Consider the following 19704-nt stretch of genomic DNA (forward strand, 5'->3'; position numbering starts at 1 on the left):
AGCCGTCTTATAGTCATATCGACTCTAACAACAGACAGAGGAGGACGTCATGGCTGACATCGCCCGCTATCCCTTCGTTCGCCACCTGCGCGGATCGGGCACGACGCACGTCGAACACATCCGGAAGGGCACTACCGTCCACGCGGGAGCCGGCGCCTCGTTCTGGTTCCGGCCGCTCTCCGCCGTACTCAACGAGGTGCCGATCGATGACCGGGAACTGCCGCTGCTGTTCCACGCGCGCACCAGCGACTTCCAGGACGTGACGGTGCAAGCGACCATCACCTACCGCGTCACCGACCCGGCGACCACCGCGGGCCGCATTGACTTCTCGATCGACCCGGAGACCGGCCGGTGGCGTGGCACCCCGCTGGAGCAGGTCGCGGGGCTGCTCGTCGAGTCGGCCCAGCAGTACGCGATCGACCGGCTCGCGACCGTCGACCTGCCGACGGCGATGGCCGCCGGAGTCGGACCGGTGCGGGCCGTGATTGCCGACGGCCTACGCGCAGACACCCGCCTGGCCGAGACCGGCATCGCGGTCGTCGGGGTGCGCGTGGTCGCGCTGCGGCCTGAACCCGAGGTCGAGAAGGCGCTGCGTACGCCGACCCGCGAGCACGTGCAGCAGGAGGCCGACAGGGCGACCTTCGAGCGGCGCGCGGTCGCCGTCGAACGCGAGCGGGCGATCGGCGAGAACGAGTTGCAGACGAAGATCGAGCTCGCCCGCCGCGAGGAACAGCTGGTCGGCCAGCGTGGCGCCAACGCCCGCCGCGAAGCAGAGGAGAACGCCGTGGCCGGTGCGATCGCCGCCGAAGCGGAGGCCAAGCGCACGGTCACCCTGAGCGAGGCGAGCGCCGAGGGCACCCGGCTCGCCGGTGCCGCCCAGGGGGCGGCCGAGGCGGCGCGCGTCGCGGCATACCGGGACGTCCCCGAGACGGTGCTATTCGCGCTGTCGGTGAAGGAGCTGGCTGCGAACCTGCCGCAGATCGACACGCTCGTGCTCAGCCCCGACCTGCTGACCAAGGCGCTCGCTCACCTCGGAGCCGCGAAATGATAAACACCCCACGAAGTTCTCCGCTCGTACCTCGCTCCGATACTTCGCGGGGACCCCGAGGGAGCACCCCAAGGGTTGTCGTCGTCCACCGACGCACAGAGTATGACGAACTGCTCGCGACCCACGGCACTCGCGGCCAGGCGGCGTTCTTCCTGCGCAGCCGCGGGCGTGACCTGAACGAACTCGAGGAACGGCACCTGCTGACCCAGGCCGCCCTCGACGCGGCGACCGCGGCGATCCCGGTGGACTGGCGGCGCGGCACGGTCGAGCGCGCGGACGTCGCGCGGTTTCTCTTCGCGCTCGAAGACGTCGTCGTGGTCGTCGGGCAGGACGGCCTGGTCGCGAACGTCGCGAAGTATCTCGACGGTCAGCCGGTCATCGGTGTTGACCCCGAGCCGGGCCGCAATGCCGGTGTGCTGGTGACACATTCGGCTCGCGACCTGCCCGAGTTGTTGCGGATGCACGGCCAGGCCGTCGAACGCACGATGGTGCGTGCCGCGCTCGATGACGGGCAGCAACTGCTGGCGCTCAACGAGATCTTCGTCGGGCACCCGAGTCACCAGACTGCGCGCTACGACCTCTTCGCGCCGAACGCGCGGCCGGAGTCGCAGGCGTCGTCGGGCGTGATCGTGTCGACCGGGACGGGCGCGACCGGGTGGTGCCGCTCCATCGCTCTCGAGCGTCGCAGCCGGCTGGCACTGCCCTCGCCATACGAACCACGGCTGGTGTGGTTCGTCCGCGAAGCGTGGCCGTCCCCGGCCACGGGCGTCGGCCTCACCGAGGGCGAGCTCATCGGCGGTGAACTCGCGCTCACTGTCGCCTCGGACCGCCTCGTTGCCTTCGGCGACGGCATCGAGACCGACGCACTCACGCTCACCTGGGGTCAGACGGTGCGCGTCGGACCCGCCGACCGTGCCCTGCGCCTGGTCGTATGACGAAAACCCCACGCAGCTAGCCGGTTTCGGTCAGTTCCAGGGCTCTCCGAAGGCCCGGATTCGATCCTCGGGAGGCGTCGCGGACAACAGAGCAACGATCTCCCTGGCCGCTTCGTCCGGGTCCGGGTTGTCGCACGGAATGCGTAGTCCGACGTATGCCGGGCCAGACCTGGGCGTGTCGCCGACTTTTCCGAACGACAGTTCCACGCCGTCGGCCCGCCACGCCGGTGACACCCACTGCAGCCGGAACTCCGGCGCCACGCTGAACCCGGCGGCTCGCAGCCGTGTCTCGACCAGCCGCGCCGTGAGCCGCCGAGGCGTCTCCCAGGACCGGTCGGCCGCCGCGCGACACACCTCGGCCTCGTACTGCGCTGCTTCGAAATGTATGGCGGGCAGACCCCATGCCCGGCCGTCGAACCGGTCCACGTCGTCGCGCACCGGACCATCGAACACACCGGTGTAGTTGCGGAAGTCCATCCACGAGATGCGGCGGCCGTCCGGAGAACGCTCGATCCAGGGCGCAATGACGCCGCATCCCGGCACTCCGCAGGAACAGCGGTAGACGGCCACGCGCCGGCCGATGTGGACGGGCAGCAACGGTCGCTCACCACCGAGGATGTCGGCCGGATCGAAACCCCGCCAGCCTTCGGCAACCGTCTCGAACGGATTCTTCCCATCGACGCGGAGCGCCATCTCCGGCCAGTCGGGATTGTCGCCGACTTCGAAATGTATTGAGAGCGTGGAGGTTTCGGACGTTTCAGCAGCGGAGTGCGTCATACGATCGGCGCTTTGCGGCGCACCGGGAGCCATCACCAAGGGCCGCAGGGCGCGGCCGAGTCGCGTGAACAGCGTAGTGCGCCCTTCCGCGGATCTAGAAACGGTCGGAGAAGATGCGCCCTGAGTTGAAGTCGACCTCCTCGAGCATCTGCACCATCGACCCGGAGTGGACGCCACCCCGTGCATAGCGCCCCCACCGGTCGGTGTATGGCTTGTAGTAGTAGAGCCCCCACTGCCGCTCGTCCTCGTAGTAGCGCAATTGGAAGAACTTCCGGTGCGTCCAGCCGCCGTCGCCGCTCCAATGCGGCCGCGATTCGCAGAGCGTGACGAAGGCGCCACGGATGTGGTACTCGATCCGCACCTCGTGCCGGGCGCCTGGGGGCACCTTCGAGTCGCACCAACGCTGCAGCCGCGCAACGTCGGTCTCCGGGATCTTGCGCCGCCACACCATACGGCTCAGAAGTACCAGGGAAACGGCGACCAGTCGGGATCGCGCTTCTCCAGGAAGGAGTCACGGCCCTCGACGGCCTCGTCGGTCATGTACGCCAGCCGGGTCGCCTCGCCGGCGAAGACCTGCTGCCCCATCAGCCCGTCGTCGGTCAGGTTGAACGCGAACTTCAGCATCCGCTGCGCGGTCGGGCTCTTGCCGTTGATCTCGGCCGCAGCCTGCAGCGCCTCGACCTCGAGCTCGGCGTGATCGGCCACGATGTTCACCGCGCCCATCCGCTGCATCGCCTCGGCGTCATACGTCCGGCCGAGGAAGAAGATCTCGCGAGCGTTCTTCTGCCCCACCATTTTCGCCAGGTATGCCGAGCCGTATCCCGCATCGAACGAACCCACATCGGCGTCGGTCTGCTTGAACCGCGCATGCTCCCGCGACGCGATCGTCAGGTCGCACACGACATGCAGGCTGTGGCCGCCGCCGGCAGCCCAGCCGTTCACCACTGCGATGACGACCTTCGGCATCGTGCGGATCAGCCGCTGCACCTCCAGGATGTGCAGCCGCCCGCCCTGCGCCTTCACCCGCGCCTGGTCGACGGTGTCCGCGGTCTCGCCCTCGGCGTACTGGTAGCCGGACCGCCCGCGGATGCGCTGGTCGCCGCCCGAGCAAAACGCCCAGCCGCCGTCCTTAGCGCTCGGGCCGTTGCCGGTGAGCAGCACGACGCCCACGTCCGGGGTCATCCGGGCGTGATCCAGCGCCCGGTAGAGCTCGTCAACCGTGTGTGGCCGGAACGCATTTCGCACTTCCGGCCGGTCGAACGCAATGCGCACCGTGCCCTGCTCCGGCCCGAGCCGCACACAGCGGTGGTAGGTGATGTCGGTGAAGTCGAAGCCCTCGACCGGTTCCCACGCACTCGGATCGAAGATTTCGCTGATCGGACGCTGCTCGCTCACCCGCACGAGCTTATGACTACCGTCGTATGCCGTGACGCCTTCCCCGACGCTGGACGAACTGCTCGACACCATGCACGTCGTCAGCATCCCGATGCGCGTGCGTTTCCGCGGTGTGCTGCATCGCGAAATCGCCGTATTTGCAGGTCCGTCCGGCTGGGGCGAGTTCTCACCCTTCCTGGAGTATGACGCCCCCGAGGCGTCCCGCTGGCTCGCCGCCGCGATCGACGCAGCCTGGGGTTCGTGGCCGGTCGCTGTCCGCTCGGCCGTGCCGGTGAACGCGACGGTGCCCGCCGTCGCCGCGTCGGAGGTCGCGGCCGTGCTCGCCCGGTATGACGGCTGCCGGACCGCCAAGGTCAAGGTCGCCGAGCGCGGTCAGTCGCTTCCTGACGACGTGGCGCGCGTTGCAGCGGTACGCGACACGATGGGCTCCGGCGCGTTCGTCCGCGTGGACGCCAACGGCGGATGGTCGGTCGACGATGCGCTGTCGGCGATCGAGGCGCTGGCGCCATACGTCCTGGAGTATGTCGAGCAACCCTGCGCGACCGTCGATGAACTCGTCGAGCTGCGGAAACGGTTGGCACGAAACGGCATCGGCGTGCGGATCGCGGCGGATGAGTCGATCCGCAAGGCTGAGGACCCACTGCGCGTGGCCCGGCTCGGCGCCGCGGACGTCGCGGTCGTGAAGGTCGCCCCGCTCGGCGGCGTCTCGTCGGCTCGGCGCATCGCGACCGAATCCGGTTTGCCCACAGTGGTTTCCAGCGCCATCGACTCGTCGGTCGGCATCGCAGCCGGCGTCGCATTGGCTGCCGCACTGCCTGAACTTCCCTTTGCCTGCGGGCTCGGCACGCTGGAGTTGATGGCCGGCGACGTGGTCTCCGATTCCCTGGTGCCACAGGCGGGTTCGATCAACGTCAGCCGACCCACACCCCAGCCGGCACTCCTGGAGCGGCATCGCGCACCGAGGGAGCGACAGCAGTGGTGGCGCGACCGCGTCACCACGTGCTTCTCGCACCTCGCCCGGGGCTGAACTGTCGATCAGGCACCTTCGCCGAGTGCCCACTCCCACCAGCGCTCGATGAATGCCTCGGTGATCGCAACCGGCGACGTGAGATCAGGCACTGTCCCCACGGTGCAACTCATCCGCCACGACGTACCCTCGAACGTGAAGTGGATCGTGGGACGTTCGTCGCGCGGAATGGGTTCGCCGGACAGGCCCGACTCGTCTGCTGTCCACCTCCAGGGGAACCGCGCGATGATCCACGCCGAGTCGGCCCTGGTGGACTCGGCGACCATCCGTTCCAGCACGTCATGGACCGGCTCGATCCGCAGCTGCCGCAGACCGCGCCTCGTGGTCGGCTCGTCGACCCGGGCCCGGCCACGGGCGAACAGCCACATCTGTCGGTGGCGCACCTCGAACCCGCTGGTGATGATCGGCAATGGTGGCTGGTGCAGTCGCAGGAAGAGCCTCAGCTGTGGCGGAGTGCTTTCCTCGGCGGCAATCGACCGCCAGGAGTCCCTGAGATCGCCATACAGCACTCGGTCCAGCATCGCCTCGTTGAACTCACCGAGGACGTGCGTCCCGGAGGTCAGGATCTCGGCACCTGGCGTCGGCTTCATCCGCCCCTTGCGTCTCATTACCGAACTCCCGTCACGAAGGTAGACCGCTCACCCTCAGTCTTGTATTGGCACTTATATATAAGCACTGTTATATTTACCGAATGCTCGAACCCGACCTGCTCGACAGCAGCTACTACCGCCCGCTTGCCCAGCTGTTGCGCGCCATGGATCAGGAGGTCGAGCGGCTCTACACCTCCCGCGGCATGACGATCCGCAGCCGGTTCGTCGGCCCGCTGATCACGCTCTCGCGCCGTGGGCCGCTCACCGTCAAGGACCTCGCGATCGCCCAGGAGGTCTCGCACTCGGCGATGAGCCAGACGGTCGCGTCCATGACGAAAGCCGGCCTGGTGCGGACGGAGCCCGGCGAGGATGCGCGGTCGCGGGTCGTCATACCCACCGATGAGGCGAATGAGCTCATCCCCCTGCTCCGGGCCGAGTGGCGCTCGACGGAGGCGGTCACCCGGGCGCTCGACGGCGAAATCGCGCACCCGATCATGCGCGCAGTCGAGGCGATCAACGCTGCGTTGGAGAAGAAGTCCTTCCGCGAGCGCCTGGAAGAGGCGCTCGCGGAGAATCTGCGGTCGGAGTCGTGAGGGTCCTCACCGACGTCACTCCCCTGCGCACCAGTCGCGAGTTCCGCAACCTGTGGCTCGGTGGCGCCGTCTCGTCCATCGGCAGTCAGTTCAACGGCTTCGCCGCCATGTATGCCGTGTGGCATCTCACCGGATCGTCCCTCATGGTCGGGATGCTGGGGCTGGCATCCGGGATCCCTTTGATCGCAATAGCTTTGGCCGGCTCGATGTTCATCGACGCGGTGGACCGCGCTGCGCTGGCCCGCCGCGCGACGGTCGGCCAACTCTGGACCGGCCTGCTGATGGCCGGGGCTGCGCTGGAGCGCTGGGTGGCGGCCCTCATCGTTCTCACCGCGGTGGCCGCCGCCCTCGGCGCGATCGGAGGACCCGCCCGGCGGGCACTGACGCCGACGGTCGTCGGGAAGCACGAACTGGCCGCGGCATACGGGCTCACCGCGCTGTCCTTCCAAGTCTCGATGCTGATCGGCCCCGGGCTGGCTGCACTCACCGCAACGCTGTGCGGTCTACCAATGTGCTTCGTGATCGACGCGGCGAGCTTCGTGGCATCCCTGGCCGGGCTACGCGGCCTGCACCGGCCGCCGGAAGATGCGACCACCGATCGGGGCCTGCGGGCCGCGATCGGTGGATTCCGCTTTGCAGCAAGGACATCCGTGGTCCGCGCAGCACTGCTGTGCGACCTGGCAGCAACCGTGCTCGCCATGCCCTTCGCGCTCTTCCCAGCGCTCAGCCACGACCGGTTCCACGGCAACGCGCAGACCCTCGCGTGGTTCACCACAGCCGTCGCGGTCGGCGGCGTCGCCTCCTCGGCGCTGAGCGGCATCATCACCCGCCGGCACCGCCCCGGTGTCGTGATGGTCTGCTGCTCGCTCACCTGGGGTGCCGCGCTCGCCGTGGCCGGGATGTCCCACATCTTGGCAATCACCTTGGCAATGCTCGCGATTGCCGGAGCCGCCGACACCTGGGCGGTCACCAGCCGGACGACACTCGTGCAGTCCGCGACCCCGGATCGGCTGCGCGGCCGGCTGAGCGCGCTGGAGCAAGTGGTCGGCAGCGGCGGACCCAACCTCGGCAACTTCCGTGCCGGCGCTGTCGGCGACGTCATCGGCGCAGGCCCTGCCATGTCCCTCGGCGGTCTCGCCTGCATCGCTGTGGTGGCCGGGATCATCGCCAGCAACAAGTCAGTCGCACCTATGCGCTGCACTCCCCTGACGAGCCATCACCCGCGGTCATGACCAGCATCTCGCAGAACATTGACGGCCCCCAGGACGACTGACGGTGTCTTGCCGCCGTCACTCGTCCCGCAGACCGTCAGTCTCGCGTTTCTCGGCCGACTGAACCTTCAGTGCTGCGACCCCGCTGCGTAGGCCGCAACGACCACTTCCGAGACGCCGGGGCTGCCGGCCGGGAACAACGGCCGCCGGGTGCTCCTCGGGTCGTATAGCGTGCCATCGTCATACGACGTCACGCCGCCCGCCTCGGCGACGATCAGCGAACCCGGCGCGTGATCCCACGGCATCGAACCGTTGTACACGATGTAATCACAAGCGTTTTCGGCAAGCTTCGGGTAGTCGATGCCGCAACTGACCCACGTCAGCTCAAGAGTGGGCAACGCACCCAGCGACTGCCCGACCAGGTCCCGCCGCGAGGTCCGCCCGCGGGGTGCCGCCGCGTCACGGGGCGTCACGGCAAGCCGGCGATCACCGCACCAGGCGCCGGCGCCACGCTCGGCGACATACGCCAGCTGGTGCTCCGGCTGCCAGATCCAGCCGCGCACGACCTCGCGGCCGCGCAACTCGGAGACCATCACCGCATAGTCGGACACGCCATGCACGAAGTTGCGGGTGCCGTCGACCGGATCAATGGTGAACCAGTGATCGGCGTCAACCAGCCCGTCGAGCATCGCCGGGTGTGCCGACACCGCTTCCTCGCCGATCAGCAACGCGTCCGGGTATGCCGCCGCCAGCCGGCGGGTGATCTCCACCTCCGCCTCACGGTCGGCCACGGTCACCAGGTCGCCGGGATTCTTCTCCATCACCTCGCCGTCGGCGAGCGACCGGAAACGGGGCTCGATCACCTCCGCGGAGACTTCTTGCAGCAGGGCCAGGACCTCGTCAGTCTGCACGCCTCAACTATGCCGGGTCGGCGGAAAACACCGGACCACCGGGGTGCGCGGGCGGCCGTCACCCGTCTTCGCGGAAGACCTTGTGCGCGGCGGCTTGAGCGCGAGGGCGGACGACGAGCTGGTCGATGTTGACGTGATCGGGACACGTGGCGGCGAACGCGATGCACGCTGCGACGTCCTCCTGGGTCAGCGGCTCACGGACCCCGGCATACACCGCGGCGGCCTTGGCCTCGTCGCCGTGGAACCGCACCAGCGCGAACTCGTCGGACGCCACCATCCCTGGGTCGATCTCGCACACGCGCACCGGCTGATCCCACAGCTCCAGCCGCAGCGCCATCATCAGCGAGTGGACGGCGGCTTTCACGCCGCAATAGCCGGCGCCGCCCTCGTAGGCGACCATGCCCGCCACCGAGCCGACGGTCACGATCACCCCGTGCCCGGCGACCAGCGCGGGCAGCAGCGCCTGGATCGACGCGGCGACCCCGAGCACATTGGTGTCGTACATCATGCGCCACTCGGCCAGGTCGGCGGCCGCGACAGGCTCCGACCCGATCGCACCACCCGCGTTCGCGACCAGCACCGCGACTTCTCCACCGGCGGCCGCCGCGAGCGCCGCGACGTCCTCCGGCCGGGTCACGTCGCAGGTGACCGCGCGCCCGCCGATCTCGGCAGCGAGCGCCTCGATCCGCTCAGTCCGGCGCGCCGCGCACACGACCTCGAAACCGGAGTCGGCCAGGGCACGGGCCGTCGCCCGGCCGATGCCGCTGCTCGCCCCGGTCACCACTGCGATCGGTCGGCTCATCGATGTCTCCTTGCGTCGGGTGTCGTGGCGGCATACGCCGTGCCCTCACGATAGAGCCGGTTCCGCCCCGCCTACCCTGGGCGGGTGCCCGAGTTGCAGCCCTTTCGTGTGTATGCCGAGGCGCTGTCGGCATACCGGGACGCCTTGGCCGTAGCGCTTGACGGCGGCCCGGCCATTGCCCCGTATGCCGAGAGCGCCGCCCCTGAACTGCCCGCCAATGCCGCACTGCCCGACGACCTTGCACTCGTCGTGAGCACGTCCGGCTCCACCGGCACTCCGAAACGCGCCATGCTCACCCGCGCCGCCCTGATCGCGAGCGCCGACGCGACCCACGAACGACTCGGCGGTCCCGGCCAGTGGCTGCTGCCGATGCCCGCACAGTTCATCGGCGGCACGCAGGTGCTGATCCGGTCGCTGCGAGCCGGAACGACGCCAATCACCTTGGAAAGCTTCGGGATCCGGGAGTTCACCGACGCGACCGCCGAGCTCACGCACCGGCGTCGCTACACCGCGCTCGTGCCGACGCAGCTGCGCCGGCTGCTGGACGCCGGCACCGAGGCACGCGCGGCTGTCACGCACTTCGACGGCATCCTGCTCGGCGGCGCCGCGGCCGATCCGGGGCTGCTCGCCGAAGCTGCGGACCTCGGCGCGACAGTCCTGACCACCTACGGCTCGAGCGAAACGGCGGGCGGGTGCGTCTACAGCGGCGTGCCCCTCTCCGGCACCACGGTCGAGATCGCCGACGACGGCCGGATCACGTTGTGCGGCAGCACCATTGCCTCCGGCTACCTCGGACGCCCCGAGCTGACCGCGGCCACCTTTGGCCACCGGACGGACGGCACGCGCACGTTCCACACCGACGACGTGGGCGTATGGCGCGACGACCGGCTGCACGTGCTCGGCCGCGTCGACGACCTGATCAACACCGGCGGGGTGAAAGTCGCGCCGCGCATCGTGGAAGCTGCCGCGACGGACCATCCGGACATTCTCGAAGCAGTGGCGCTAGGCCTGCCCGACATGGAGTGGGGCCAGGCCGTCGGTCTCGCGGTGCGCGCGCGGAACGACTTACAACTGCACGAGATTCGCGCCATGTTGCGCGACCGGCTCCCGGCATACGCCCTCCCCCGGCGGCTGCTGCTGCTCGACGAGATCCCCGTCCGCGGCTCCGGGAAGCCGGACCGGGCCGCGCTCGCGGCATACCCCGGATGGCAGACTTTGGCTGCTCCGTCCCCGGCCGACTGACGGCCACCCTCGTCCGAAAGCACCCCGAAACACCCCATGGCAACCCTCTCCGAATGGACCGCCGGATCCCGCCCGCGCACCCTGCCCGTCGCCGTCGCCCCGGTCGTAGCCGGCACCGGCGCGGCATACGCCATCGGTGACGGCAACCCCGCGTACGCACTGCTCGCGCTGCTCGTCTCGCTGCTGCTGCAGGTCGGGGTCAACTTCGCCAACGACTATTCCGACGGCATCCGCGGCACGGACGAGGTGCGCGTCGGCCCGGTGCGCCTGGTCGGGCAGGGTCTCGCCGCACCGTCGAGCGTGAAGTTCGCCGCGTTCACCTGTTTCGGCGCCGCTGCGGTATGCGGCCTCGCGCTGGTCGCGCTGTGCGGCCACTGGTGGATGCTGATCGCGGGTGCGCTCGCAATCGTCGCCGCCTGGAAGTACACCGGGGGCGAACACCCTTACGGCTACTTGGGACTCGGCGAAATCTTCGTCTTCGTCTTCTTCGGCCTGGTCGCGACGCTCGGCACCACCTACAGTCAGGCCGGGTCGGTCGACGTCACCGCCGTCTCCGCCGCAGTCGGCATCGGTGCTATCGCCTGCGCGATCCTGGTGGTCAACAACCTGCGCGACATACCGGGCGACACCGTGTCGGGCAAGCGCACCCTGGCGGTGCGGATCGGCGACGCGGCGACCCGGAAGCTGTTCGCCAGCATGTTCGCCATTGCGCTGCTCGCGGTCGTCGTCGCCGCCACTCAGCACCCGTGGGCGCTGCTCGCCTTGCTCGGCCTGGTGCCGTCGGTGAAGTCGGTGCGCACAGTGACCGGCGGTGCGACCGGCCGTGACCTGATCCCGCCGCTGGCCGCCACGGGCATGACGATCCTTGCGTATGGCGTGCTCTTCGGCGTCGGACTGTTTCTCAGCCGCTGATCGCGAAGACCCGAGACAGAACTGCCCACTGTCGCCGGTTGCTGCAGGCTGCGGTGGTGGGACCGCAATCTTCCGACGACAGTGGGCGATTCGGGGGTGCAGGGCAGCGGGAAAGGGGAGGAAAACCGCGGCAGCGTTTCTCAGATTGATATCCTTAAGGAGACATGGCTACCAAGAGAAGGCCCCGAGCCGTCATCTACGCCCGAGTCAGCGAAGATCGGGACGGCAGAAGCCTGTCGATCGACCAGCAGATCGAGGACTGCGAGCGATACGCGAAGCGGAACAAACTGACCGTCGTCGGCAAGGAGATGGATCGGGATCGGTCTGCGTCGAGCGGCAAGAAGCGTGATGGATTCGAGGCTGCCATCGAGTGTGTTCGTTCGGGTGAAGCTGACGGAATCCTCGCCTGGAGCAGTGATCGTCTGTACCGAAGACTGATTCACCCCGCCGTCATCGCCCGGCACAGCCGCCGAATCCTGGTACACATCAAAGAAACCGCCGCCGACGCCGACCTCGTGCTCACCGCCTGGCAACGCCTGAGTACCGCGACACCCACAGCGCCCGGCTGACCACCAGCCCACCCGTCCCAACAACCCGCACCACAACCGGCACCGTGGAACCCGCGCCTACCGCGAACGACATCGCGGCGGACTGTCACACCCACCAGGCAAAATCGATCCCAGAACCGGCAATCAGGTCCGAAACGACGCCACCCAGCAGCCCCATGAAAGATCGAGGTTAGCCCCAGGTTAGCCCTGCTGAGTCGAGTGTGATCGCTGCGACGGTTCAGCTGGGGTGGCTGCTGATCAGGTGGGCGTAGACGACGATGTTGTCCAGGTAGTGGCCGGTGGCGCGATCGAATTTGCCGATGCAGGAGATCAGCCGCAGCCCGGCGTGATTGATGTTGCCGTAGACGTGGGCGGTCGGAAAGCTGGCCTTGGGGTATTCCTCGAGGCTGTCGACCCTGAAGGTGGCGACGATGCGGTCGGCCAGCGTGACCCGGACCAGGTCGCCCGGGCGCAGTTGACCGAGCCGGAAGAACACCGATTGTGCGTCCTTCTGCTCGTCGGTGTGCCCGACGAGCACCGAGGGGCCGAGCTGTCCGGGGGTCGGTGATCCGGTGTACCAGCCTGGTGGCACGCCGGGTGTGGCTGGCGGGACAGCGATCGCCCCCTGGGAGTCGGTACCGAACGCGGCAAGGCGGGCATCGTTGATCCCAATCGCGGGAATGCTGAGGGTTTTGGGGACGGAGCGACGCAGCACCGGACCGACGGTCGGTGGGGTTGCGGGTGTCGTTGCCCGCGACGTCGTCTGTCGGCTGGGCGCCGAGTTGGACGACGACGGCGCAGGCAGGTTGCCTTCTGCAGAAGGATGCGCGGCCGAGACCGGTGGAGTCGCGGCGTGCACCTGGCCACGCAACCCGATGACCACCAGCACGATTGCTGCGATCGTGAGCATGCCCGACACCACGGTCGCCCAGCGGCGACCGTGGTGGGCAGGCGTGGAATTGTTCACGTGATACCGAGCCGATTTCTGACGATCAGTGCTGCTTGCCGAACCGGCGTCGAACCACAAGCACTGCGCCCGCGCCCAGCAACAGGCCACCGGCACCGTAGAACAGCCCCTGGTCCTGGATGCCGGAGGTGCCGCCGCCACCGGTCTGGACCCCACCGGACGGCATGGTGTTCATCTGAGAAGACACCAAGCGGCCGCACAACGCCGGTGCCGTGCCGATCATCGCCAGCTTCTTACTCGCACCGGGCAGAGTGACACCCAGCGAGTTGGGCGACGTCAAGGCCGCCTTCGGTGCGTTTGCCGGGTTCAAGCCGTGCACCACGACCACTGCCTTGTTGTTCTTGATCGCCGACAGCGTGGCCTGGTTCATCGTGAAGGTGCGCTTATAGGTGAAGCTGCCACCGCCGGGTGCGACGGTCACGGTGGCCGCCGCCGACGCGCCGGTCGTGCCCTTGGTCGACAACGTGGTGCCGATCTTGCCGTACGCAGGTTGGCCCTCCACGGTGCTGATCACACCGTCATGGTTGGTGTCAGCCGAGGCCGTCGGGCACATGTCGTTGCCGTTGATGTGGATGTGCTGCACGTGCGGGAACGGTGCTCCGGCGAACGCTGCCGGGATACCCAGGGAAGCCAGCGTTGCCTTGTCGGTCGGCAGCTTGGACGCCAATCCGGACACCGTCTCGCTGACGGTGGCCTGGTCACCGTTGATGGTGAGCATCAGATGCCCCGAAGCTGCGCCAGACGGAGTGTTCGGCGACACCGCGGCCAGGGTCGCCTGGTAGCTCCAGCTATCCGCAGCGTGCGCGGCAGGGGCGCCTGCACCCAGCGCCGCGACACAGGCAGCGGCCGGAACGGCCACCAGAACCAACTTCTTCTTCGTCTGCATGATTTGCTTCCTTCTCCATCGGACGCCGACAGGGCGAACGCTCCACCGGTTACATCACGCACCAGGAACGCGCAACACGTCCTGTGCGCCGTCGTACTGCTCGGGACTTCACCCGGCAACAGCCGACGGCTCGTCGAGATCGGACCGCCCCGTGTGCTTCCACGCCTGTTCCGTGACATCGCCGTCGCGGACCAGCCCGAAGGAACTCCGTCGAGCCGACGAACACCAGTAGTTCGGCACCATCGGAGAAATGGATGGGACACGTCTTCTTCTCGTCGAGGCACCCCAACAGGCCGCCAACTCAAGACCGTTCACAGGGCCCGGACTACGGCACGGGCCCCGGATCTGGACTCAGTCGCTGGACCATCCATGGCGCGGCTCGCTTCGAATCACTGGCTCACACTGATGCCCGGATGTCTGGTCCATGTCAGGAAGTCACCCATGACCGACAAGCGTGACCAGTTCGCCAACCGTGCGCGACCGCGTCCCCATCCCCGATGACTTGCCCGCTCGACGAAGGTGGTCAGTGCAGTCAAGTAGCGAGACGAAATCGCATCACCGTCGCATAGAAATCCCGCTCGCCCGATCGACCGAGCGGATCGAAACCGACAGGCGCGCTCGACTCGCGAACCGCGCCGCCCCACCCGCCAGACAACAACAGCGCGCGCTACGCCCGGGTCCGAGCAGGTCGAAAACGAGCGACTAATAGAGGTCTGATCCGGGCTGGGGTCGGGCGCGGCGACGTATCGGTCCGTGGGGAACGGTCCGATGTCCTCGGGGTTCAACGGTTCGGGTGTCGTCGGTCCGAAGGCCTCGGCGAGAGGTCCGAGGGAACTGCCCTTCGGTCCCTCTCCGGGGGGGTCCGTCGCGGCAGCGACGGCCATGCAGATGATCAGAAGGACTGTCAGAAGAACGGATCGGTTGAACGGACGGGAGAACCAAGTCGATAATCCGAAGGGCTAGCGAGAGGACCGCTCGCGTGCCTTGAACTTAAGTTGAGCACGTAGCGCGACGAAAACTACTCGCTGACTCACCCCGCGGAGTGCAGACGGATTTGCCTGTCCGGGCTCACGTTGGCCCGACGGTCCTGACCCTGAATCGCTGCCGGGCTGGTCTGGTGCTCGGATACGTCCTGTCGCTGTCGATGACGACAACGATGCCTACTGGCAGGACCGGCTCTGAGTACCGGCCGAGGTGTGATCCGGGCGCGGCCCAAGTCGCCTGGACGAGCTTGTCACTGCACCGGGATCTGCAACCATAACTGCACCGGGTCACCGTGAGCCTGCACCTCCACGTTGGACGGCCAGGTGAACACGCTGCCCTCAGCCGAGGACTTGTTGGTGATCTGTTGCAGACGTCGGATGGCGCTGTCCAGCTGCCCGTCGGCGGTGCGACTGAAGATGTGCCGGGTCTCCTCCCGCACCAGGATGAACCCACCGAAGCCAGCCGTCCCCAGCTCCTCGTCGGTGAGACTGCGACCTGGATCGGGCAGGAGATCCTGGCGGTCTGACCCGACGGCAGTGGCCTCCCGCGCATCTATCCACGCCTCTACCCGGAGGTACAGCCATAGCTCCGGCGGGGAACCGTACGACTCCACTTCGAGGACGGCGGCGCGTCGCCTCGTGGTGCCGTCCGGGTCGGTTCGTTCCCGATGTAGTTCCCGGTGCAGCCACCGGACCATGAACTCGATCTGCTCCGTATGTGACCAGCTCGCGATGTGTGGTTCGGTGTCATCGACCAGGAAGACTCCGCCAATCGATGCAGCCCGAAGTTCCTCCCGGCTGAGCACTCGGCGGCTGTCGGGCATGGGTTGATCGCTCATGCTTGGAAAGTAGAAGTCGCCGTCCCTGCCGCGTCCTGCATCACCACCGGGCCACCCGATGCTCGGACCACAGATCCGACTGCCCCTAGGCGAACTGCACCACCTGATGGCACGCTGGTCACGTGGGTGATGACTACGTTGCGTTCGGCACGTTCCACTACGGTGCGCCCGAGTATCCGGACGACTGGGTGGACGGAGCGCCGGCCAGTCCGGAGGACCAATCCTGCGCCTTCTGCGACGCGCAAGACGTGACCTGGGTGCACCCGTTGGACGCGGACAAGGTGGAGTACCGAGCCTGGGGCAAGGGCTACACTCTGCCGTCGTTCTGGGCACTGTGTGAGCGGTGCGAGCAGCTGTACCAGGCCGGTGCCGACGAGGACATCGTGACGGTGATGTCCGCCGCTCAGGCCAACTGGACCGACGACATCGACGAGGCGATCCGCCACCTTACGTCACTAGGAGCGAAAGCGGACATCAGCGCAGCAGCCGAGCGATTCGCTTGCGTAGCCGCTCGCTGAGTTGTGTCTCAATAAACTGATTCAGGCGTTCGGGGTCCAATGCCACGTAGACTAACGCATCTTCGCAGGTCAGCGCCTGTTTTTGGATCCCGCGACACGGGCCAGATCGGTCCGCAGCGCCGTTGTGAGCAGCCGTAGGTAGCCCGTGGAGGCGACTGGCAGGGCGGAACAGGGTCGTGAGGGGACGGAATCGGGTGCGAAGTGCTCTCGCGAGATGGCCGAACCCGGCCGCGAAACAGCTTCTGACCAGGGGAAACGCACTTACGCTACGTGGCATTGGTTCGGGGTCAGGTTCAACCCGCTGCGCCTCCTCCAGTTCTCCCCACGTGCTGTAGTCGCCCGGATCGGACGCGGTGATAACGCCGATGCCATGCGTCCTTGCCACCAACCGAACGCTCCGCACCGGCTCGCTGAGAGAACCCTCCGTCTCTGCCGGAACGTGCAGCACCACATATGCAGCGTGGATGCGCGGCGATGCGCGAGTGCCTCATAGACCGCCTGGACGTCGATGGAATCTGACGGCTTTACCTCGAAGGTGATGACCTTCAAGAACTTGCCAGGAACGTATTCGTAGGTCTTAATTTCGACCGAGACAAGGACCGGTCGAGACCAAATTCCACTGGTCTGGCGTCGACCCTATCTCAGGCATCGCTTGTGTCTTCGTTCGTGGCCTGCTCAATGAGGGCACGTGCAGCCATCTTACCGAGATCGTTGGCAGCCAATGGGCTGTCTCCGGAGAGCAGGTTGCGGTCTCTGGCGGTCGCGCCGGTCATGTCGTCGTTGGCAAGTTCGAGACCCGCCTTCGTCAGTGCCTCGCCCAGAGCCCACGGCATTTGACCCGGTAGGTATCCGATGTCGACATTGGCACCCTGATCGAGCGAGTCGGGGAAGGCACACACCCTATAGCCCGTGAACGGCGACGCACCGTCCGACGACGACGATGCGAGCAGCGCCGCGGGCCCGTGACAGAGCGTGATGACGAGTTTGTCGTTCTCCTGCGCCCAGTCAATGACCGATGCGACCTCGGGGCTGTCATTCAGCTTCAACATCGCGCCGTGACCACCCGGGATGAACACCCCAAGGTAGTCGGAGCCCGGTCCGAGCTGTCCGGCCACGACGTCTGCGAGCGACGCCGGGCTGCGAAACTGCTCGCGCAGTTCCTCCCATGTCGCATTGACGGCGTAGTCTTCGCGGGGAAAGGCCCACCACTCGAACTTGGCAGGGGCCCCAGTTCGAGTCGCGATGGTCACTTTGAAGCCGGCCCCGATTACGTGGTGCAGGGGCAGCAGCGTCTCTACTGGATGATTTCCTGTTGAGAACATCGTGTCATTCTGCATCAGCATGTAGCGCTCCTCAGTCGCAATCACTAGGACGCGGCCGGACCCCGAGTATTCGCCAGTTTCAATGGCGAGGCCGTCAAAGTTCGTTTCGTCCGATGTGTACTGCGACAAAGAATAAGGAGAGGGGAAGAACGCGCCCTTCTCGGCGGCGTCTGGGGTGGGGTTACGATTCTCCGTGGACATGTCTGACCTTCCGCTAAGAGGTTTAATGATCGGGTGCGGCAGGCACCACATTTCAAACTGTGTTCACAAGTCATTGCGGGTTTGTTGCGCTCGGTAGCCCGAGAAATTCGCGACTCGAGTAGCCCCAGAGCGTCAAGCGGATCGCTGTTGCGGTGGGCGTCAGCTGTGGCCGAACAGCAAGCCGTAGGCTCGTTGCTGCAGATCCTGGTTAGCCGCGACGTGGATGTACTTCTCCTCGGTATACTCGTCGAAGGCGTGCGCGCCAAGTTCGCGGCCGAGGCCACTCTGCTTGAAGCCGCCGAACGGTCCGGTTAACGGGAACATGTGCCAGTCATTGACCCACACCGTGCCTGCTTCCAGCTGCGAGGCGACGTCTATCGCACGTTCCTCGTCGCCACCCCAGACTCCTGCGGCAAGGCCGTATTCGCTGTCGTTGGCCATCTCGATGGCCTCCTCGACCGTGTCGTACGGGATCACCACGCCGACCGGTCCGAATGCCTCGTTCCGGGCGATGTCCATCTCGTTGGTGACGTTGGACAGGATCACCGGCGCAACCCAGGTGCCGCCGCGGAACTTCTCGTCCAGGTCGAGGGCGCCTCGGTAAGCCACGGTCGCGCCCTGCTCGACCGCATGGGCGACCATCTGCTGGATGCGATCGACCGCCTCCTGATCGATGATCGGCCCAAAGTCGGTGTCCGGGTCGTGCGGGTCACCAATTTTGAGCGTTTTGGTCGCCTCGACCATGAGCTGCACAACGTCGTCGTAGAGCGCTCGCGGCACAAACGTGCGGGTGCCAGACTCACACACCTGCCCGTTGTACATCAGGAAGGCGAACAGCGAGCCGCGCACTGCCAGATCGAGATTCGCGTCGTCGAGGATGATGCTAGGACCTTTGCCGCCGAGCTCCAGCGTCACCTTCTTGACATTGCTGGCCGCGCCGCGCATCACGATCTTGCCGACCTCGGTCGAGCCTGTGAAGGCGATCTTGCGAATGCCCGGGTGCTCGGCCAGCCGTCCACCAACCGCCTCGCCGTCGCCGAGCACAACGTTGAAAACACCGGGTGGGAGCCCGGCCTCCTCCGCTGCCTTCGCGAACTCCAGCAGCGTCTGTGGGGTGTTTTCGTCCGGTTTGACCACAATCGTGTTGCCGGCGGCGAGCGCCGGGCCGATCTTCCAGATGCCCAGCACCAACGGAAAATTGAACGGCAGGATCGCCCCGACCACGCCGACCGGGTCGCGGTGGATATATCCCTGGGCCGGAAGCGGCAACTGGGTCGGCTCGTTCGCCTTGCGGAACTCGTACACCCGGGTCTGGTCGGCGAAGTACTTCAGCGAACCCAGCGCGACGCCGACGTGAAATGCCGTCGCACACCGCACCGTCGCACCGTTCTCCGACGCCACTAGATGCGCAAGGTCTTCGACCTTCGCGCTCAGGATCTGATGAATCCGGTCAAGGACATCGGCGCGCTCAGCCGGCGTCTTCTTGCGCCACACACCCTCAGTGTGGGCGCGGGTCGCCGCCTCGATCGCGCGATCGGTGTAGGAGACGCCTCCGTACGCTACGGTCGCACAGGTCTCTCCGGTGGACGGCTCCTTCACCCCCCAGACGGAACTGCCCTCCACCCACTGTCCGTCGATGAACATGTTGTAGTGCGGGACATCGCTCACCACGTACCTCCTCAGGGCCTTCGGGTCACCTTCGACCACTCGGACGAACGCCCCGTCGGATAGCGCGCTACATCGCCGTGTGATCCGTGTCTCACCATGCCATTCGGTAGGCAGCAGACGTTAGTGATCGGCCGATAGCGAAGTTCGGTAGGCTCCACAAGATTGGCGAAATCGGTTGCCATCACTCGGCGTGCACAATCCACGGGATTGACGCCCGGACCGGTCGGGTCGAGGATGCGCGAGACAGACCCACCGATTGCGTCCGAGCCGGCGTGGCATCCACCGGGCGAGGAGAGACCTGTGACCGACTCGCCGACGACCGCGTCCAA

General features: G+C 66.9%; 20 protein-coding genes. 9 read left to right on the forward strand and 11 right to left on the reverse strand.

The genetic code is table 11. The features are described 5' to 3' along the window. Positions 1-49 precede the first annotated feature (49 nt). Positions 50-1048, forward strand: a complete 999-nt coding sequence (locus tag EFY87_RS00265) for an SPFH domain-containing protein (protein ID WP_123269320.1) — start codon at positions 50-52, stop codon at positions 1046-1048. After that, complete coding sequence (locus tag EFY87_RS00270) at positions 1045-1983, forward strand: diacylglycerol kinase catalytic domain-containing protein (RefSeq protein ID WP_245988255.1); 939 nt, start codon at positions 1045-1047, stop codon at positions 1981-1983. Before EFY87_RS00265 ends, EFY87_RS00270 begins: the two co-directional genes overlap by 4 nt. A 30-nt stretch (positions 1984-2013) precedes the next feature. Here EFY87_RS00270 and EFY87_RS00275 read toward each other — a convergent pair whose 3' ends face one another. From EFY87_RS00275 to EFY87_RS00285, 3 genes are all read right to left on the reverse strand, one after another. Beyond that, the gene (locus EFY87_RS00275; RefSeq protein ID WP_123269321.1) at positions 2014-2760 is read right to left on the reverse strand and encodes a hypothetical protein; all 747 of its coding nucleotides are present in this window, start codon (positions 2758-2760) and stop codon (positions 2014-2016) included. A gap of 94 nt (positions 2761-2854) precedes the next feature. Next, positions 2855-3211 (reverse strand): DUF3024 domain-containing protein, encoded by a 357-nt coding sequence (locus EFY87_RS00280; RefSeq protein ID WP_123269322.1) that lies wholly within the window; start codon positions 3209-3211, stop codon positions 2855-2857. Positions 3212-3216: 5 nt separating this feature from the next. Continuing rightward, positions 3217-4155, reverse strand: coding sequence for a 1,4-dihydroxy-2-naphthoyl-CoA synthase (locus tag EFY87_RS00285; protein ID WP_123269780.1), 939 nt, complete (start codon positions 4153-4155; stop codon positions 3217-3219). Positions 4156-4186: 31 nt separating this feature from the next. On the opposite strand from EFY87_RS00285, the gene EFY87_RS00290 reads away from it, so the two are divergent. Beyond that, positions 4187-5182 carry an o-succinylbenzoate synthase gene (locus EFY87_RS00290; RefSeq protein WP_123269323.1) on the forward strand — a complete coding sequence of 332 codons (996 nt, stop codon included), beginning with the start codon at positions 4187-4189 and terminating at the stop codon, positions 5180-5182. Between the two features lie 8 nt (positions 5183-5190). Here the strand turns inward: EFY87_RS00290 and EFY87_RS00295 are convergent, their stop codons facing one another. Then, positions 5191-5790 carry a hypothetical protein gene (locus EFY87_RS00295; protein WP_148043185.1) on the reverse strand — a complete coding sequence of 200 codons (600 nt, stop codon included), beginning with the start codon at positions 5788-5790 and terminating at the stop codon, positions 5191-5193. Between the two features lie 83 nt (positions 5791-5873). On the opposite strand from EFY87_RS00295, the gene EFY87_RS00300 reads away from it, so the two are divergent. Further along, on the forward strand, positions 5874-6365 hold the full coding sequence (locus EFY87_RS00300; RefSeq protein ID WP_123269325.1) for a MarR family winged helix-turn-helix transcriptional regulator: 492 nt from the start codon (positions 5874-5876) through the stop codon (positions 6363-6365). After that, positions 6362-7597 (forward strand): MFS transporter, encoded by a 1236-nt coding sequence (locus EFY87_RS00305; protein WP_123269326.1) that lies wholly within the window; start codon positions 6362-6364, stop codon positions 7595-7597. The genes EFY87_RS00300 and EFY87_RS00305 overlap by 4 nt, the downstream gene beginning before the upstream one ends. 107 nt (positions 7598-7704) lie before the next feature. On the opposite strand, the gene EFY87_RS00310 is transcribed toward EFY87_RS00305, so the two are convergent. Beyond that, positions 7705-8487: an inositol monophosphatase family protein gene (locus EFY87_RS00310; protein ID WP_123269327.1), complete on the reverse strand. Its 783-nt coding sequence runs from the start codon at positions 8485-8487 to the stop codon at positions 7705-7707. Positions 8488-8545: 58 nt separating this feature from the next. Next, the gene (locus EFY87_RS00315) at positions 8546-9289 is read right to left on the reverse strand and encodes an SDR family NAD(P)-dependent oxidoreductase (protein ID WP_123269328.1); all 744 of its coding nucleotides are present in this window, start codon (positions 9287-9289) and stop codon (positions 8546-8548) included. 84 nt (positions 9290-9373) lie between these two features. Between EFY87_RS00315 and menE the strand changes: the two genes are divergently transcribed. The 3 genes from menE to EFY87_RS00330 all read left to right on the forward strand — a co-directional run bounded on the left by menE (position 9374) and on the right by EFY87_RS00330 (position 12012). Continuing rightward, positions 9374-10531 (forward strand): o-succinylbenzoate--CoA ligase, encoded by a 1158-nt coding sequence (gene menE, locus EFY87_RS00320; protein WP_220093444.1) that lies wholly within the window; start codon positions 9374-9376, stop codon positions 10529-10531. A 36-nt stretch (positions 10532-10567) separates the two neighbouring features. Continuing rightward, positions 10568-11443, forward strand: coding sequence for a 1,4-dihydroxy-2-naphthoate polyprenyltransferase (locus tag EFY87_RS00325; protein ID WP_123269329.1), 876 nt, complete (start codon positions 10568-10570; stop codon positions 11441-11443). A 164-nt stretch (positions 11444-11607) separates the two neighbouring features. Beyond that, complete coding sequence (locus tag EFY87_RS00330; protein WP_123269330.1) at positions 11608-12012, forward strand: recombinase family protein; 405 nt, start codon at positions 11608-11610, stop codon at positions 12010-12012. Positions 12013-12229: 217 nt separating this feature from the next. Here EFY87_RS00330 and EFY87_RS00335 read toward each other — a convergent pair whose 3' ends face one another. The 3 genes from EFY87_RS00335 to EFY87_RS00345 all read right to left on the reverse strand — a co-directional run bounded on the left by EFY87_RS00335 (position 12230) and on the right by EFY87_RS00345 (position 15666). Beyond that, positions 12230-12958, reverse strand: coding sequence for a class F sortase (locus tag EFY87_RS00335; RefSeq protein ID WP_123269331.1), 729 nt, complete (start codon positions 12956-12958; stop codon positions 12230-12232). A 25-nt stretch (positions 12959-12983) separates the two neighbouring features. Then, a complete protein-coding gene (locus EFY87_RS00340; RefSeq protein WP_181445416.1) occupies positions 12984-13844 on the reverse strand; it encodes a hypothetical protein in 861 nt (286 codons plus the stop codon). 1234 nt (positions 13845-15078) lie between these two features. Continuing rightward, entirely contained in the window at positions 15079-15666 is a 588-nt protein-coding gene (locus EFY87_RS00345; protein ID WP_148043186.1) for a hypothetical protein, read from the reverse strand. Positions 15667-15788: 122 nt separating this feature from the next. Here EFY87_RS00345 and EFY87_RS00350 point away from each other — a divergent pair, with 122 nt between their 5' ends. Beyond that, positions 15789-16184, forward strand: coding sequence for a hypothetical protein (locus tag EFY87_RS00350; protein WP_123269333.1), 396 nt, complete (start codon positions 15789-15791; stop codon positions 16182-16184). A gap of 641 nt (positions 16185-16825) precedes the next feature. Here EFY87_RS00350 and hchA read toward each other — a convergent pair. Both hchA and EFY87_RS00360 read right to left on the reverse strand, forming a co-directional pair. After that, complete coding sequence (gene hchA / locus EFY87_RS00355) at positions 16826-17707, reverse strand: glyoxalase III HchA (protein ID WP_220093445.1); 882 nt, start codon at positions 17705-17707, stop codon at positions 16826-16828. A gap of 159 nt (positions 17708-17866) precedes the next feature. Continuing rightward, entirely contained in the window at positions 17867-19351 is a 1485-nt protein-coding gene (locus EFY87_RS00360) for an aldehyde dehydrogenase family protein (protein ID WP_245988318.1), read from the reverse strand. Positions 19352-19704: the final 353 nt, after the last annotated feature.

The organism is Flexivirga caeni, from assembly GCF_003724155.1.
GTDB classification, from domain to species: Bacteria; Actinomycetota; Actinomycetes; order Actinomycetales; family Dermatophilaceae; genus Flexivirga; species Flexivirga caeni.

What these genes read in the sequence shown, in the direction of transcription:
- EFY87_RS00265 (WP_123269320.1), top strand. Translation starts at nt 50, where the DNA reads ATGGCTGACATCGCCCGCTATCCCTTCGTTCGCCACCTGCGCGGATCG.
- EFY87_RS00270 (WP_245988255.1), top strand. Translation starts at nt 1,045, where the DNA reads ATGATAAACACCCCACGAAGTTCTCCGCTCGTACCTCGCTCCGATACT.
- EFY87_RS00275 (WP_123269321.1), bottom strand. Translation starts at nt 2,760, where the DNA reads ATGACGCACTCCGCTGCTGAAACGTCCGAAACCTCCACGCTCTCAATA.
- EFY87_RS00280 (WP_123269322.1), bottom strand. Translation starts at nt 3,211, where the DNA reads ATGGTGTGGCGGCGCAAGATCCCGGAGACCGACGTTGCGCGGCTGCAG.
- EFY87_RS00295 (WP_148043185.1), bottom strand. Translation starts at nt 5,790, where the DNA reads ATGAGACGCAAGGGGCGGATGAAGCCGACGCCAGGTGCCGAGATCCTG.
- EFY87_RS00300 (WP_123269325.1), top strand. Translation starts at nt 5,874, where the DNA reads ATGCTCGAACCCGACCTGCTCGACAGCAGCTACTACCGCCCGCTTGCC.
- EFY87_RS00315 (WP_123269328.1), bottom strand. Translation starts at nt 9,289, where the DNA reads ATGAGCCGACCGATCGCAGTGGTGACCGGGGCGAGCAGCGGCATCGGC.
- EFY87_RS00325 (WP_123269329.1), top strand. Translation starts at nt 10,568, where the DNA reads ATGGCAACCCTCTCCGAATGGACCGCCGGATCCCGCCCGCGCACCCTG.
- EFY87_RS00330 (WP_123269330.1), top strand. Translation starts at nt 11,608, where the DNA reads ATGGCTACCAAGAGAAGGCCCCGAGCCGTCATCTACGCCCGAGTCAGC.
- EFY87_RS00340 (WP_181445416.1), bottom strand. Translation starts at nt 13,844, where the DNA reads ATGCAGACGAAGAAGAAGTTGGTTCTGGTGGCCGTTCCGGCCGCTGCC.
- EFY87_RS00345 (WP_148043186.1), bottom strand. Translation starts at nt 15,666, where the DNA reads ATGAGCGATCAACCCATGCCCGACAGCCGCCGAGTGCTCAGCCGGGAG.
- hchA (WP_220093445.1), bottom strand. Translation starts at nt 17,707, where the DNA reads ATGTCCACGGAGAATCGTAACCCCACCCCAGACGCCGCCGAGAAGGGC.
- EFY87_RS00360 (WP_245988318.1), bottom strand. Translation starts at nt 19,351, where the DNA reads ATGTTCATCGACGGACAGTGGGTGGAGGGCAGTTCCGTCTGGGGGGTG.